The organism is Ruegeria atlantica, from assembly GCF_013033965.1.
In the GTDB taxonomy this organism is placed as follows: Bacteria; Pseudomonadota; Alphaproteobacteria; order Rhodobacterales; family Rhodobacteraceae; genus Ruegeria; species Ruegeria atlantica_D.
On sequence record NZ_WQFE01000003.1, the window covers coordinates 343,761 to 358,948 of the forward strand.

The 15,188-nt window shown below is 56.5% G+C and carries 12 protein-coding genes; 10 read left to right on the forward strand and 2 right to left on the reverse strand.

Going from position 1 to position 15,188, the window contains the following annotated elements:
• Positions 1–165: 165 nt before the first annotated feature.
• Complete coding sequence (locus tag GOW16_RS08020; RefSeq protein WP_170412913.1) at positions 166–2,412, reverse strand: mechanosensitive ion channel family protein; 2,247 nt, start codon at positions 2,410–2,412, stop codon at positions 166–168.
• 278 nt (positions 2,413–2,690) lie between these two features.
• Positions 2,691–3,596, reverse strand: a complete 906-nt coding sequence (locus GOW16_RS08025) for a LysR family transcriptional regulator (protein ID WP_170412915.1) — start codon at positions 3,594–3,596, stop codon at positions 2,691–2,693.
• A 171-nt stretch (positions 3,597–3,767) separates the two neighbouring features.
• Between GOW16_RS08025 and GOW16_RS08030 the strand changes: the two genes are divergently transcribed.
• From GOW16_RS08030 to GOW16_RS08075, 10 genes are all read left to right on the forward strand, one after another.
• A complete protein-coding gene (locus GOW16_RS08030; protein ID WP_170412918.1) occupies positions 3,768–7,187 on the forward strand; it encodes an indolepyruvate ferredoxin oxidoreductase family protein in 3,420 nt (1,139 codons plus the stop codon).
• A gap of 80 nt (positions 7,188–7,267) precedes the next feature.
• The gene (locus tag GOW16_RS08035) at positions 7,268–8,146 is read left to right on the forward strand and encodes a lysophospholipid acyltransferase family protein (RefSeq protein ID WP_170412922.1); all 879 of its coding nucleotides are present in this window, start codon (positions 7,268–7,270) and stop codon (positions 8,144–8,146) included.
• An 8-nt stretch (positions 8,147–8,154) separates the two neighbouring features.
• The gene (gene murI, locus GOW16_RS08040; protein ID WP_170412925.1) at positions 8,155–8,964 is read left to right on the forward strand and encodes a glutamate racemase; all 810 of its coding nucleotides are present in this window, start codon (positions 8,155–8,157) and stop codon (positions 8,962–8,964) included.
• 94 nt (positions 8,965–9,058) lie between these two features.
• Positions 9,059–10,087: an N-acetyl-gamma-glutamyl-phosphate reductase gene (gene argC / locus GOW16_RS08045; RefSeq protein WP_170412928.1), complete on the forward strand. Its 1,029-nt coding sequence runs from the start codon at positions 9,059–9,061 to the stop codon at positions 10,085–10,087.
• A 7-nt stretch (positions 10,088–10,094) separates the two neighbouring features.
• Positions 10,095–10,541 (forward strand): cytochrome c maturation protein CcmE, encoded by a 447-nt coding sequence (ccmE, locus tag GOW16_RS08050; RefSeq protein WP_170412931.1) that lies wholly within the window; start codon positions 10,095–10,097, stop codon positions 10,539–10,541.
• A 122-nt stretch (positions 10,542–10,663) separates the two neighbouring features.
• The gene (locus tag GOW16_RS08055; protein ID WP_170412933.1) at positions 10,664–11,275 is read left to right on the forward strand and encodes a holin-associated N-acetylmuramidase; all 612 of its coding nucleotides are present in this window, start codon (positions 10,664–10,666) and stop codon (positions 11,273–11,275) included.
• The gene (locus tag GOW16_RS08060) at positions 11,266–11,844 is read left to right on the forward strand and encodes a holin family protein (protein ID WP_170412937.1); all 579 of its coding nucleotides are present in this window, start codon (positions 11,266–11,268) and stop codon (positions 11,842–11,844) included. The genes GOW16_RS08055 and GOW16_RS08060 overlap by 10 nt, the downstream gene beginning before the upstream one ends.
• 74 nt (positions 11,845–11,918) lie before the next feature.
• Positions 11,919–13,883 (forward strand): heme lyase CcmF/NrfE family subunit, encoded by a 1,965-nt coding sequence (locus GOW16_RS08065; RefSeq protein ID WP_170412941.1) that lies wholly within the window; start codon positions 11,919–11,921, stop codon positions 13,881–13,883.
• On the forward strand, positions 13,880–14,335 hold the full coding sequence (locus GOW16_RS08070; protein WP_170412943.1) for a cytochrome c-type biogenesis protein: 456 nt from the start codon (positions 13,880–13,882) through the stop codon (positions 14,333–14,335). The genes GOW16_RS08065 and GOW16_RS08070 overlap by 4 nt, the downstream gene beginning before the upstream one ends.
• A gap of 74 nt (positions 14,336–14,409) precedes the next feature.
• On the forward strand, positions 14,410–15,186 hold the full coding sequence (locus GOW16_RS08075) for an enoyl-CoA hydratase-related protein (protein WP_170412946.1): 777 nt from the start codon (positions 14,410–14,412) through the stop codon (positions 15,184–15,186).
• Positions 15,187–15,188 lie beyond the last annotated feature (2 nt).

Consider the following 15,188-nt stretch of genomic DNA (forward strand, 5'->3'; position numbering starts at 1 on the left):
GGGATTGCGGGCCTTTTAGGGCAAGGTGCCGCCTGTGGAAAGGGTCAAGTCAGCGCAGTCCAATTGTGAAAGTAAAAAACGGAACCGGCGAGGGGGCCGGTTCCGTCCATTGTTTTGTGTGTGCGGGCTTCAGCTACTGACCAATCAGCAGTTGATCTGGTGTCGCTAGGCCGGGTTTTGCGCCTTGGACGCATCTGCAGCCGCAGCGCCAACTGCCGCCTTTTGCTCTTCGGTCAGGTTTTCCGCTTCATCCAGTCCCGGGATCGCAACACGCACTTCGCGACGGGCAAAGTCGATGCCGTTTTCTTTGAAAGCGGCTTTGACCCGGTTGAAGATCTCTTTGCGCAGGGTGAACTGCTTGCCGGGTTTTGCCATGAACTTACCGCGGATGATCATGCCGACATCGTCAAAGTCGAACACACCCTGAGATTTGAAGGGTTGCAGGAAGCCGTCCTTGTGAACTTCGTCCTCCATCATCTCGGCACCGATCTTTTTGAAGATCTTCTTCACCTTGTTCGGGTCCGTATCGAAGGGAACGGTGAATTTGAGCTTCATGATGACCCAGTCACGGCTGAAGTTCGTGATCTTTTGAATCTCACCATAGGGGATGGTGTGAACCAGACCGCGGTGATGGCGCAGCTGCATCGAACGGATCGAGATCTTTTCGACCGTTCCCATGGTGCCGCCGATATCGACATATTCACCTACCCGGAACGCATCGTCGATTAGGAAGAAAATCCCGCCGACAATGTCAGAGACCAGTTTCTGCGCACCAAAGCCGATGGCCAGACCAAGAATACCGGCACCAGCGAGCAGCGGCGTGATATCAAGACCCAGTGCACCGAGTGCGAGCAGGGCAAAGATCACTGCAATGGCGACCTGTGCTGTCACACGCAGCAGGGGCAGAACCGTCGCCAAACGTGATCCGCCGGAACCGCCGCCTTCGCCCGCTTCTTGATCGGCACTTTGTTCAACAGCAGTCTGCTCTTTCGCAAGGCGACGGTTGATCCAGAGCGACACAATTTCGTTCAGGATGTAGCCGACGGCAATGATGATGAAGAACTGGATGACCTTGCTGCCGGACTCATCCGCACCGCCCGCAATTTCACTGAGGTCGAGGTCCCAGGCCCGGGCGATCATCAGGATGACAAGGATGCCAGCCAGTACCCGACCAATCCGGATATAGCTGCGTTTGGTAGATTTGTATGCCTGCTCGGCCACCGGACCTTCACCCAACATGGGCGGTTGTAGATGGCGAACCAGCCCACGTATCAGCGTATCCAAGGCAGGCGCGACCAGCAGCCAAGCCATGGTGGTGAAATGTGCGCCCTTGACCAGCAGCGCCAAGGACGAGGGATTACGCTGCGCAACCACAAACTCGACCAGCAGCCAGATCACCGCCGAAACGCCAATAGCGAAATAGGGGTAGTAGTGGGCAACTTCCTCATCAAATTTGGTGTGATCAGGGTCAGTTCCCAGCATCATCTGCGACAGGCCTTCACGCGCGGTCCAGGCGATGACGCCGATATATATGTGGATCGCGAGGTTTAGCCAGAAACCAATGCGTGTTTCGTCGCTGGTAATACCGTTCAGCCTGTTGAAATGAAGTACGAACAGCGTGAAGCCGACCAGTATAAGTAGACCGATCAGATTGCGGTGCAGGTATTTCGCCCAATGATCATCGATGTTGACCAACCGGTAATGAGGCTTGCTTGGCGCAAGAACAAACCGCGAGGCCGCCGCACCCAAACGTGGAATCCAGATCAGGTAGAAAACGAAAGGTGCCGCATAGGTGATTTGTTCAGGCGTCAGAAGGCCGCGACCAACCGCACGGATGACGACATAAAATACGACCAACCCCGCAATCTCGCGGCAAAAGCGACGGAACAGGTAACTGACGGCGCCCCAAAGGTCGTTTTCATCGCCAATTTCTGAATGTTCGTGCCACCGTCGGGTCAGGAATTCGAACAGCTTTTCCGCCAGAAAGCCAACGACGAGCACGCTGAGGATCAGGCCCAGCAGCTTAAACGCGCCGGTTGTGCCAAAGGTTGCCGAGAAGTTTTTGAAAGCTTCGGCTTGCGCACTGAACAAGTTTGGAATTGTGACGATCACCTGAGTCCATGACGCCACCATTTCGGCCCAAATCTCATTGATTTCCGTGATTGGGTCTTCGCGCTCTTCCGCTTCGGCGGCGTTTTTTTCGGCGACTGCGTCCAATCGCTCCAGCAAGATCGCGCGGACCTGGTCGTCGGACATACGAGCGACCATGCTATCGACTTGTTCGGGTGTCAGATCCTCGGGGATCGTGACCGTAGAGGGTGTGCTTGAGGTACTACTGACCTGAGCCAGAGCGGGACCAGACAAAAGCGCAATGGAAAACAACGCCATCAGCAGGCGAGTGAGGTGAAACATCGAATCTGTCCTCGACCATAAGTCTTGATGATTTTTTCGTGATCATAGGCTTAAGTGCCCGATTTTCCCAGATGTTTCACTCATTCGGATATGAGTTTTATGTTGTGGCCAAAAAAAAGGCCGAGCACTAAGCTCGGCCGTAGTCCAACAGGGAGGTATGAAGATGATGAGCGTTTCAGCATCACCGCCTTCGATTGCTCATTTAGGGAGCGGTCCGTGGACTATCAAGGTTTTTAAGACTGACCGTAGATCAATCCCGCTATGCCATTGGTGCATAGCTACAGTTTTCCCATCTGCTTCAACTGCTTGCGCTGCGCAATGATCTCATCCTGAACAAAGTCGCGGAACGCCGCAACACGCTTCGAATGACGTAGTTCCTCGGGGTAGGCGAGATAAACCGGGACATCGGCCGTCTCGATGTCCGACAGGATTGACTGCAGATGCGGAAAGTCATGGGTCACGTAGTCTGGCAGGACGCCGATGCCAAGGTTGTGCAGAACCCCCTGCAAAACGCCAAAGTAGTTGTTTACCGTCAACAGCGAGGTCGGATTATAGGTCATCAAGTGCCGGACCATCATCGCGCTTGCGCCGACCTGCGGGGCCGAGGGTGTCTGGCAGATCAGTCTGTGTTTCGAGATGTCCTCGGGGCTTTCAGGGCTGCCGCGTTCGTCCAGATACTCTGGTGTTGCATAGAGTTGCATCTGAACGGTCATCAGGCGTTTTCGAACCAGATCCGCTTGGCTGGGCTCTTTCATTCGGATGGCGACATCCGCCTCGCGCATCGGCAAGTCGAGAACACGTTCCTCCAGCATCAGGTCGATGTTCAGATCGGGGTATTGTTCGTAGAGTTTTGGCAGGCGCGGTGCCAGCCATAATGTGCCAAAGCCAAACGTGGTGGTGACGCGCAGAACCCCGAACACCTCTTCTTCGCTGTCGCGAATGCGAGCAGCAGCCGCATCCAGACGTTTTGACATGGCTGATGTTGCGTCGAACAACAATTCACCCTGTTCGGTCAGAATCAGGCCGCGGGCGTGGCGGTGAAAAAGCGTCGAATCAAGCGACTCTTCCAGCGCACGGATCTGCCGACTGACCGCGGATTGGGACAGATTCAGCTTGTCCCCCGCATGAGTCAGGCTGCCCGCATCCGCAACCGCGTGAAATATCCTTAACTTGTCCCAATCCATCGCCGCAACTTTCGTTATCCTTCCGAAGCCCTATATGAAATAGGTAACAAGTTCTACATTCAAACTGTTGAAACGTTACAATAACAGGGTGGTAGGTCCTATACAGGTCAGCTTTTTTGACCTAAAATGCGTATGAAAGAAGCACACTGATCTGACGAGGGGAGGCGTCTGATGAGTCAGCCACAAATATCGCTAAACGACCGGTTTGATCTTGAGAAAAACCCCGTTCTTTTGAACGGCACGCAGGCGCTGGTGCGTCTCATGCTGATGCAGAAGGCTCGGGATACCGAGGCGGGTTTGAACACCGCCGGTTTGGTTACCGGATACCGCGGGTCGCCGCTTGGGGCGGTGGACCAGCAGATGATGCGGGCCCAGAAGCAACTCGCTGAAAGCGATGTGACCTTCCAGTTCGGTCTGAACGAAGATCTGGCAGCTACAGCACTGTGGGGCAGCCAGCAGGCCGGGCTGCGCGGCGATGGCAAGTTCGACGGTGTTTTTGGGCTTTGGTACGGCAAAGGGCCGGGCGTGGACCGATCCGGTGACGTGATGCGTCACGCGAACATGGCCGGAACCGCCAAGCATGGCGGCGTTCTGATGGCGATGGGCGACGACCATACCGGCGAAAGCTCGACCGTACTGCATCAATCCGAATGGTCGTTGGTTGACATGTACATGCCCGTGGTCAGCCCCGCTGGTGTGCAGGAAATACTGGACTATGGCATCTACGGGTTCGCGCTCAGCCGGTTTGCGGGTGTCTGGGTCGGCCTGAAAACGATGAAGGATACGATCGAGGTCACCTCGGTCGTGGATGGTAGTCCGGATCGTATGAACGTGGTTGTACCGGAATTCGACATGCCCGAGGGCGGGCTGAACATTCGATTGGGCGACACACCGCACCTGCAGGAAGGGCGGGTCATTGACTATAAACGGTTCGCGGCCGAGACGTTTTCGCATGCGAACAAGATGGACAAACGGGTCTGGGGCAAGCCGGGCGCAAAAATCGGTTTTGTGGCGGCAGGCAAGAACTGGTTGGACCTGACCCACGCCATGTCGCTGCTGAATATTGATGAGGCCGAGGCCGAGCGCCTTGGCATCACGACCTACAAGATCGGACAGACCTTCCCGCTGGATATGGCAGGGTTCCATGACTGGGCCGAGGGTCTGGACCTGATTGTAATCGTTGAAGAAAAGCGAAAACTAATCGAGGTTCAGGTCAAAGAGGCCATTTTCGACGACCGTCGCGGCCGTCGTGTTTATGGCTGGTACAAAGGCGGGGCTGGGACTTTGCACCGCGAAGAACTATTCCCAACACGCGGCGCACTGGACCCGATCATGATCGCCGAAAAGCTGGGCGATATCCTGATCGAGGAAGGGCGCGATACAGATGGGGTACGCGCCGGGATGGCCAAACTTTCCGAAGCGCGCCGGGCGGATAACGCGGAGGAGATTGCAACGCGTCTGCCGTATTTCTGCTCGGGCTGTCCTCATAATAGTTCAACTAAACTGCCCGATGGCAGCCGGGCCTATGCGGGGATCGGATGTCATTACATGGTGCAGTGGATGGACCGGGAAACCACCGGGTTCACCCAGATGGGCGGAGAGGGTGCGAACTGGATCGGCGAGGCGCCGTTCTCAACGACCGATCACGTGTTCCAGAACCTGGGCGACGGAACGTATAACCACTCGGGCGTACAGGCGATCCGGGCGGCACTGTCGGCTGGAACAAACATCACCTTCAAAATCCTGTTCAATGACGCCGTCGCCATGACAGGCGGGCAGGACAACGAAGGCGACCTGAGTGCAGAGCGGATTGTGGCCGAGGTCAAGGCAATGGGCGTTCAGCACGTGGCGGTGGTTTACGACGAAAAAGAAGACGTGAACTTCAAGGCGATGCCGTCCGGCGTGGAAACCTTTGAGCGCGCCGAACTGATGAACGTACAGAGGAAGTTCCGCGAGATCGAAGGCGTTTCGGTCATCGTTTACATTCAGACTTGTGCTGCAGAAAAACGTCGCCGTCGCAAACGGGGGACATTCCCGGATCCGGACAAGCGCGTGTTCATCAACTCGGACATCTGCGAGGGATGTGGCGATTGTGGTGTTCAGTCGAACTGTGTGTCGATTGTTCCGAAAGAGACAGAGTTGGGGCGCAAGCGCGCTATTGATCAGTCCAGCTGCAACAAGGATTTCTCTTGCCTGAAGGGGTTTTGCCCGTCTTTCGTGACGTTAGAGGGGGCCAAAATCCGCAAAGAGGCCACGACCGAGATCGATCTTCCCGATCTGCCGATGCCTACGCTTCCAACGATCAAGGGCACCCACAACGTGGTCATCACCGGCATCGGAGGAACCGGTGTTGTTACCCTGGGCGCGGTGTTGGCGCAGGCGGCTCAGATCGACGGCAAGGGAGCCGGGATGATGGAGATGGCGGGACTGGCACAAAAGGGTGGTGCGGTGCACATCCACTGCCGCCTTGCCAACCGACCCGAGGATATCAGCGCCATTCGCGTGGCCACTGGCGAGGCGCATGCCTTGATCGGAGGTGATCTAGTTGTGTCTGCCGGGGCCAAGACGCTCGGTTTAACACGCACGGGACAAACCGGTGCGGTTGTAAACAGCCATGAAACGGTTACAGGCGACTTTACACGCGATACAAACTTCCAAATCCCAGGGGATCGGCTTGAACTTGCGCTGCAGGCGCGGCTGAAAGAGGGTCTGTCGCTGTTCGACGCCACCGATCTGGCACGCGCAGTGATGGGCGACTCGATCTATTCGAACATGATGGTCTTGGGCGCGGCTTGGCAGCGTGGTCTGTTGCCGATTAGCCATGAAGCGATGATTGGTGCGATCGAGTTGAACGGGACCGCGGTTGAGCGCAACAAGCGCGCGTTTGATATCGGCCGCTGGGCAGTTCTGCACCCGCAGGACGTCACCGCAATTCTGAAACCAAAAGTGGCCGAGCTGCCGAAATCACTGGGTCAACTAGTTGATTTTCGGGCGCAGCATCTGACCGACTACCAAAGCACCCGTTTGGCAAAGCGGTATCGCAAGCTAGTCGACAGCTTCGAGGATGAAACCGTCAAAGAAGCTGTCGCAAGAGGATATCATAAGCTGTTGTCCTACAAGGATGAATACGAAGTTGCGCGGCTATTGTTGCGCAGTCGTGAACAGGCTGCGGCTGAATTCGATGGCGACTTCAAAATGACCCTGCACCTTGCGCCGCCGATTTTGGGTGGCAAGGACGCAGAAGGTCGGCCACGCAAACGCGCCTTCGGTGAATGGATGTTGGGTCCACTAAAGCTTCTTTCCAGATTGAAAGGTCTGCGTGGTACGCCATTGGACATCTTCGGCTACAGCACCGAACGGAGAATGGAGCGCGCCTTGATCCGACAATATGAACGCGATCTCAAAGAGATAGCGCCCTTGGTTACAGCACAAACCAAGGATGCGGTTGTTGCTTTGGCCAAGCTGCCACTTGAGATAAAGGGCTTTGGCCCGGTACTGCAGGAAAACGAGGCTAAGGCCGCGAAAAGGCGCGAGGAATTGTTGGCAAACATTCGGAACGGTGGTCCAGAAATGCAAGCGGCGGCCGAATAATACGTCACAAGCTTGTCACGATAGCTAGGCAAAATTGTTACTTGGCACTATCTAGCAGGTGCCAAGTATCGGAGCCCGAAATGCCATCGCGCCGCCACGTTGCTCGTGACATCTCTTATGCCTATTCCGCCGAAACCAAAGGCGGGCGTATGGTCATTAAGTTGATGGAAAACACAACGGGCCGCATGCGCCTGATCAAGCGCGCGGATGGTTATGAAAAAGAGGTGGCCGAAGGGCGCGATTTCTGGTCGGTCATGGTTGAGAGGTACGGGCTTTCGCTGGACGTGGTCGGCGGTTCGCTGTCCAACATCCCCCGAACAGGGCCACTAATCCTGATTGCCAACCATCCATATGGCATTTTGGACGGGATGATGATGGGGCACATCTTGTCCGAAACGCGCGGCGATTTTCGCATTCTGGCGAACCACGTGTTTCGGAAAGCGGAAGACTTAGACAACATTATCCTGCCGATATCGTTTGATGAAACGAAAGAGGCGATGAAGCAGAATATTGAAACCCGAAAAACCGCGCTGAACTATCTCGGTGAAGGCGGCGCCATAGGGATATTTCCGGGCGGCACGGTCAGCACGGGCCTAAAACCGTTTTCACATCCGATGGATCCGGGTTGGCGTGGGTTTACCGCAAGAATGGTGGCCAAATCTGAGGCTACCGTAGTGCCCGTTTTCTTTGACGGTCACACCTCGCGCCTATTCCAGATCGCCAGCCATCTGCACAACACATTGCGCATGGGGTTGCTGATCAAAGAGTTCAAGAAACGCGTCGATACGCCGGTAAAAGTGGTCATCGGAGAGCCGATTTCCCGCGACGTTTTGGACCCGTTAGCCACGGACAAACGCAAGATGATGGATTTCTTGCGCAAAGCCACGTATGAGCTGTCCCCGAAGCCGCTGAAGTCTTATGACTACGGCTATGAATTTGAGGAACGGCATCGCGCCTGAAGGGGCAAATGGCAGTAGGCATCTTTGATTCCGGGTTGGGCGGCCTGACCGTCTTGAACGCCGCGCAGAAACGTCTGCCGGACGTGGATTTTCTGTATTTCGCGGACAGCGCGCACGCGCCTTATGGGGTGCGGGACGCCGAAAACATCTATGATCTTACACGCAAGGCCGTGCACGATCTGTGGAATCGGGGCTGTGATCTGGTGATTCTGGCCTGCAATACCGCTAGTGCTGCGGCGTTGCGCCGGATGCAGGAAGAGGGGGTGCCCGAAGGCAAACGCGTGCTCGGCGTCTTTGTGCCGCTGATCGAAGCACTGACGGAACGGCAGTGGGGCGACAATAGCCCGCCACGCGAAGTTGCCGTCAAACACGTCGCCTTGTTTGCAACGCCCGCCACAGTGTCCAGCCGGGCATTTCAGCGGGAACTGGCGTTTCGGGCCATCGGCGTTGATGTCGAAGCGCAGGCCTGTGGTGGTGTCGTTGACGCAATCGAAGACGGTGACATGATCCTGGCAGAGGCGCTCGTGCGGTCTCATGTGGACGCGCTGAAACGCAAGATGCCCGAACCTCAGGCAGCGATTCTTGGCTGCACCCATTACCCACTGATGGCCGAAACCTTCCAGAAAGCGCTTGGCCAAGATGTTCAAGTGTACAGTCAGGGTGATCTGGTTGCCGAAAGCTTGGCGGATTACCTGCAGCGGCACCCGACCATGCAGGGTGAAGGCGAGGGTGGTTTTCTGACCACGGGCAAGCCCGCTTTTGTCAGCGACCGAGCGACGCAATTCCTCCGACGACAAATCACCTTCGAGACCGCCTGACTTAGGTCAAGGACTGTGCCCATCTGATTCCGTAAATCAACGACCGTCACATCGGCGGTCGTACTCTGTGACAAACTGAAGCAAGAGGTCTCACATGACCCACAAAATCGCAATTCTGGGCGCTTCCGGCTATACCGGCGCAGAACTGGTGCGGCTGATCGCCGAGCACCCGAATATGGACATCGTCGCTCTGGCCGCCGAGCGTAAGGCTGGCCAGTCGATGGCTCAGGTCTTTCCCCATCTGCGGCACATGGACCTGCCGGATCTTTGCAAAATCTCTGAGATTGATTTCTCGCAAATCGACCTGTGTTTTTGTGCGCTGCCGCATAAAACCAGCCAAGAGGTCATTCGCGATCTGCCCAAGACTCTGAAGATTGTCGACTTGTCTGCTGATTTCAGGCTGCGCGACCCTGATGAGTATGAAAAATGGTACGGAAACCCGCATGTGGCGTTGGAGCAGCAGCAAGAGGCCGTCTATGGCCTGACCGAGTTTTATCGGGATGAGATCCGCAATGCCAGGCTTGTAGCCGGAACGGGATGCAATGCCGCGACTGGGCAGTATGTGCTGCGCCCTTTGATTTCTGCAGGTGTCATTGATCTGGATGATATTGTTCTGGACCTGAAATGCGCCGTGTCCGGGGCAGGGCGCTCGTTGAAGGAAAACCTGCTGCATGCCGAACTGAGCGAGGGGTACAATGCCTATGCTATCGGTGGCACACATCGGCATTTGGGTGAATTCGACCAGGAATTCTCGGCCTTGGCCGGGCGGACCGTTCATGTTCAATTCACTCCGCATCTGATCCCGGCAAACCGGGGCATTCTGGCGACGACTTACGTCAAGGGTGATCCGAGCAGCGTATATGAGACGCTGGCAAAAGCTTATGAAGAAGAACCCTTTATCCAGATGCTGCCCTTTGGCGAAGCGCCCTCGACCCATCATGTGCGGGGATCTAACTTCTGCCATATCGGAGTGGTGGCTGACCGGATCGAACGCCGGGCCATTGTAATCGGCGCATTGGATAACCTGACAAAAGGTAGCAGCGGGCAAGCCTTGCAGAACGCCAACCTGATGTTAGGTGAAGACGAAACCCGGGGTCTGATGATGGCCCCCCTGTTCCCGTGAGGACGGTATGAAAACGCTCAAGAAACGTCGTCGAATTCAGGTCATTGTTCTGGCGGCTGTCGCTTTGGCTCTATCGACGGCGTTGATTGGGTATGCCATGCGGGATGGTATCAATTTCTTCCGTTCACCCAGCCAGGTGATCGCTGAACCACCCCAGCCGACCGAAGTGTTTAGGATTGGCGGGTTGGTCGAAGAGGGCTCGATCGTGCGGGGGCAGGGCGAGACTGTGCGCTTTGTCGTGACCGATGGCGGCGAAAGTGTCCAAGTCGCATTTACCGGAGTTCTGCCGGATCTGTTCTCGGAAAACCAAGGGATGATAGGTACTGGATCGTATGTGAACGGCGTCTTCGAAGCCACTGAAATACTTTCAAAACATGATGAAACCTACATGCCCAAAGAGGTGATGGATGCCCTGAAAGAGCAAGGCGTCTACAAGGGCGACGAACAAAGCTGAGCTAATCCGCCTATTGGAAAACCAACAGGGCGTTGCGTGCGACAGACATGCAGCGCCCTCTTTCATTTCCCGCGGTTAACACATTTGCCCGAGCCTTTGCGTAACCATAGGCGGAGGGTTTGATGCAGACGGTTCAGCAGATTGCGACTGATATCGTGGGACGAGAAGGCGGGTTCGTGGATGATCCTGATGACCCGGGAGGCGCGACAAAGTTTGGCGTGACGGTTCACACGATGCGGCGTCTGGGTCTGGATTTGTCCGGCGATGGTGTGGTGGATCGGGTGGATGTGCGACGTCTCAGTAAGGCTCAGGCCATTGATATCTTTGTTCGGCACTATTTCGAGCTTCCGCGCCTGGCGCTTTTGCCCGCGATCATCCAGCCATCGGTGTTCGACATGTATGTCAACGCCGGTGCGCAGGCAGTTCGCATTCTGCAGCGTCTATTGCGAGAGATGCGCTTTAACGTGGCGGTCGACGGCGTTGTCGGCCCTCAGACCGTCCTGGCGTGCGAAAACGCGGCAAAGCCAGATCCGGTTACTTTCGCGGATGCCTATGGGATCGCGCGCCGCAATTACTACTTCCGCCTCGCAGATCGTCGGGCCGCATCCAGAAAATACGCGCGCAGCAGAGCGGGCGGAAAAGGGGGATGGATAAAGCGAGCGGAAGAGTTCGTTTCGCCTTCTTATCACCTGACAGAAGCAGAATTTCGAAAGAGGGTTTCAGGATGGGACTGATCTCGGGCCTGTTGGCATTTTTGTTTGGAAATGAGCGTAATATCATACGTGAAACGGCCGAAATCTTTCGGGAAAACGCCGAAAGCGGTGCCGAAAGAAGTTTGCTGACCCGACAGCAGGCCGTCAGTCAGTTCGGGGCAGAATTTCAGGGCGCTGTGAAAGCTCCTTTTGATCGGTTTATCGACGGCCTAAACCGTCTGCCTCGACCGGCGATGGCGTTAGGGACGCTGGGTCTTTTCGTGGCGGCCATGGTCGATCCGATCTGGTTTTCGGCCCGTATGCAGGGGATCGCCCTGGTGCCCGAGCCGTTGTGGTGGTTGTTGGGGGTGATCGTGTCTTTTTACTTCGGCGCGCGGCATCAGGCCAAAGTACAGGAGCTGCACCGGGAAATCTCGACTACTATGATGCGCACGCCGCAGGTTTTAAAGAACCTCAAGGTGCTTGAAGCGATGCGCAGCGACAGCGTTGGCGCGGCTGAATTGGGACCAGACGCGGATTTGGCTGATGAAGTCGTGAAACCTGACGATAACCCTGCGTTGGAGGCGTGGCGGCGCGAGCGGCCGGTCTGACCCGCGACACTATGTTCGCCGTAAGGGGCCGAAAGTGATTGGTGCTTGTCACGCAACAGGATTATATCCGGGGCATGATTACAGAACTCGGCCACTTTGCCCTGATCCTCGCGTTCCTCGTCGCCATCGTGCAGTCGGTCGTACCCTTGATCGGCGCAGCCAAACGTTGGGTCGGTTGGATGAATTTCGCGGAACCTGCCGCGATCGTTCAGTTCCTGCTGGTGTCTTTTTCATTCGGTGCCCTGGTCTGGGCTTTCGTGACGTCGGACTTTTCCCTGCGCGTGGTCGTCGAGAACAGTCATTCGGCCAAGCCGATGCTGTACAAGATCAGCGGAACATGGGGAAACCACGAGGGTTCGATGCTGCTGTGGGTTCTTATCGTGTCGCTGTTCGGAGCGATGGCGGCCTTTTTCGGTGGCGGCTTGCCACCGACGTTGAAAGCGCGGGTTCTGTCGGTTCAGTCGATGATTGCGGTCGCTTTCTTTGCGTTCATCCTGTTCACATCGAACCCATTTGATCGCCTGATCGTCGCCCCATTTGACGGTCGCGATCTAAACCCGCTGTTGCAGGACCCTGGGTTAGCCTTCCATCCGCCGTTCCTGTACCTGGGCTATGTGGGTCTCAGCATGGCATTCAGCTTTGCTGTTGCTGCCCTGATCGAGGGGCGCGTCGATGCCGCGTGGGGCCGGTGGGTACGTCCGTGGACACTGGCCGCATGGATATTCCTGACCATTGGGATCGCACTTGGGTCGTGGTGGGCTTATTACGAATTGGGTTGGGGCGGTTTCTGGTTCTGGGACCCGGTAGAAAACGCCTCGTTCATGCCATGGCTTCTTGCCGCAGCGCTGCTGCATTCTGCCATCGTGGTCGAAAAACGCGAAGCCTTAAAAAGCTGGACCATCCTGTTGGCGATTATCGCATTTGGCTTTTCGCTGATCGGGACGTTCATCGTGCGGTCAGGTTTGCTGACGTCGGTTCATGCCTTTGCAAATGACCCCGAACGCGGTGTTTTCATCTTGATCATTCTGGTGCTTTTCATCGGCGGGGCACTGACCCTATTCGCAGCCCGCGCGCAAGCGATGGAGGCGAAAGGTGTGTTCAGCATGGTCAGCCGTGAAAGCGCGTTGGTTCTGAACAACATCTTGCTGGCTGTCAGTTGTTTCGTGGTGTTCTTCGGGACGATGTGGCCGATGGTGGCCGAGATGGCGTTCGACCGTAAACTCTCGGTCGGAGCGCCTTTCTTCAATGCGGCCTTTACGCCCTTCATGGTGGCCCTGGGCATTGCATTGCCAATAGGGTCCATGTTGCCGTGGAAGCGTGGAAAACTGGGCAAATCGGCCTATTCCCTGCGCTATGTGTTCATCTTGTCTGTCGCACTGGCCCTGTTGGTATGGGTTATGCAGACCGAACGCAGTGCTCTTGGGCCAATCGGGCTGTTTTTGGGGGCATGGGTCACCTTCGGTGCGGCCGTAGACCTGTGGAGTCGCACGGGGCGCAATGGCAGTCTCCAGCGCTTGTTCCGCTTGCCTGGCGCGGACTGGGGCAAGGCTGTGGCCCATACCGGTTTAGGTGTGACAATCTTTGCCATCGCCGGTCTGACCGCTTGGGAGGTTGAAGATATTCGCGTGGCACAGCCCGGTCAGCCGTTTGAAGTTGGGCAGTTCACACTGACGCTTGAAAATGTCCGCGACGTGCAAGGGCCCAACTATTTCTCAACCACTGCGGATGTACAGGTCGAAAAGAACGGGCGGCCCATGGGCACGTTGCATCCTGAGAAACGCAATTACCCGGTGGCGCGGATGCCAACCACCGAAGCAGCCATCGACTATCGTTTCCTTGGTGACCTCTATGTCGTGATCGGAGATCAACAAGCTGATGGCGGCTGGGTCATGCGGACTTACATCAAACCACTGGCCAACTGGATCTGGGGCGGCTGTATCCTTATGGCTCTGGGCGGACTCCTCAGCTTGTCTGACCGCCGGTTCCGGGTGGCAGCAGGTGCGCGCAAAACACCCCCGGGCGGAGTACCGGCAGAATGACGCGTTTGATCCTCATTTTCATTTTGATCGCATCGCCTTTGTTTGCAGTACAGCCGGACGAGGTGCTGGAAGACCCGGTTCTGGAACAGCGCGCGCGCGACCTAAGCACGGGTCTGCGCTGCCTAGTTTGCCGCAACGAAAGTATCGACGAAAGCAATGCCGAACTTGCCCGTGACCTGCGCCTGCTGTTGCGTGAGCGGCTGGTTGCAGGGGATACGGACAAGGAAGCGGTCGAATTTATCGTGGATCGTTATGGTGAATATGTCCTGTTGAAGCCGACGGTCACCGGCTCGAACCTGATGCTTTGGCTTGCTGGACCGATCATGCTTTTGATCGCCGCCGCAATGGGTTGGAATTTTCTGCGCAATCGATCTCAGGCTGCAGGCGTTGAAGGCAAAGACAGTCTCAGCGAAGCCGAGAAAGAGCGCTTGCGCCAGATTCTTGACGACTGACCCCCCGTATTTCTTTCCCTTCGCCTGTATTTGAGTCAGGGTTCACCAAGTCGTGAGCATGGGGAGAGGACTACATGGACTATGAGGCTATACTGCTGGATATCACTGACAATCTGGCTGTGGTAACCCTGAACCGACCCGACAAGCTGAACGCGCTGACGGCGCAGATGCGGGCCGAAGTCACTCATGCGATGACCCATGCTGCCCGCCACGCGCGGGCGATCGTTCTGACCGGGGCGGGCGGTGCCTTTTGCTCGGGTCAGGATCTGGGAGATTCGTCCAGCACAGGACGGATCGATCTGGAACGAACGCTACGCGACGAATACGATCCGATGCTGGAATCCATCTACAACTGCCCGGTCCCAACCATCGCAGCAGTCAATGGACCGGCAGCCGGAGCCGGGGCGAACATAGCGCTCAGCGCTGACGTGGTTATTGCGACCGAAAGCGCATACTTCCTGCAGGCATTTTCCCGCATAGGCCTGATCCCGGATGCAGGGGGTACTTGGTTCCTGCCACGCCAGATGGGCTTCGCCAAGGCCATGGGCGCAGCGCTTTTTGCCGACAAGATCAGCGCCAAACAGGCGGACGAATGGGGTATGATCTGGGAAGCGGTGGCCGACGACGATTTCGCCACGCATTGGCGCAAGCGGGCTGCGTATCTGGCCAATGGCCCGACCACAGCGTTTGGCGCAATCAAACAGGCAATCCGCGGAACCTACGACAATACTCTGCCGCAGCAACTGGAGATGGAGGCGCATTTGCAGGGGGATTGCGGCCGCTCACGCGACTTTGCCGAAGGCGTCGTTGCCTTCATGGAAAAACGCCCCCCGAAATTCGAGGGGCGCTGAAC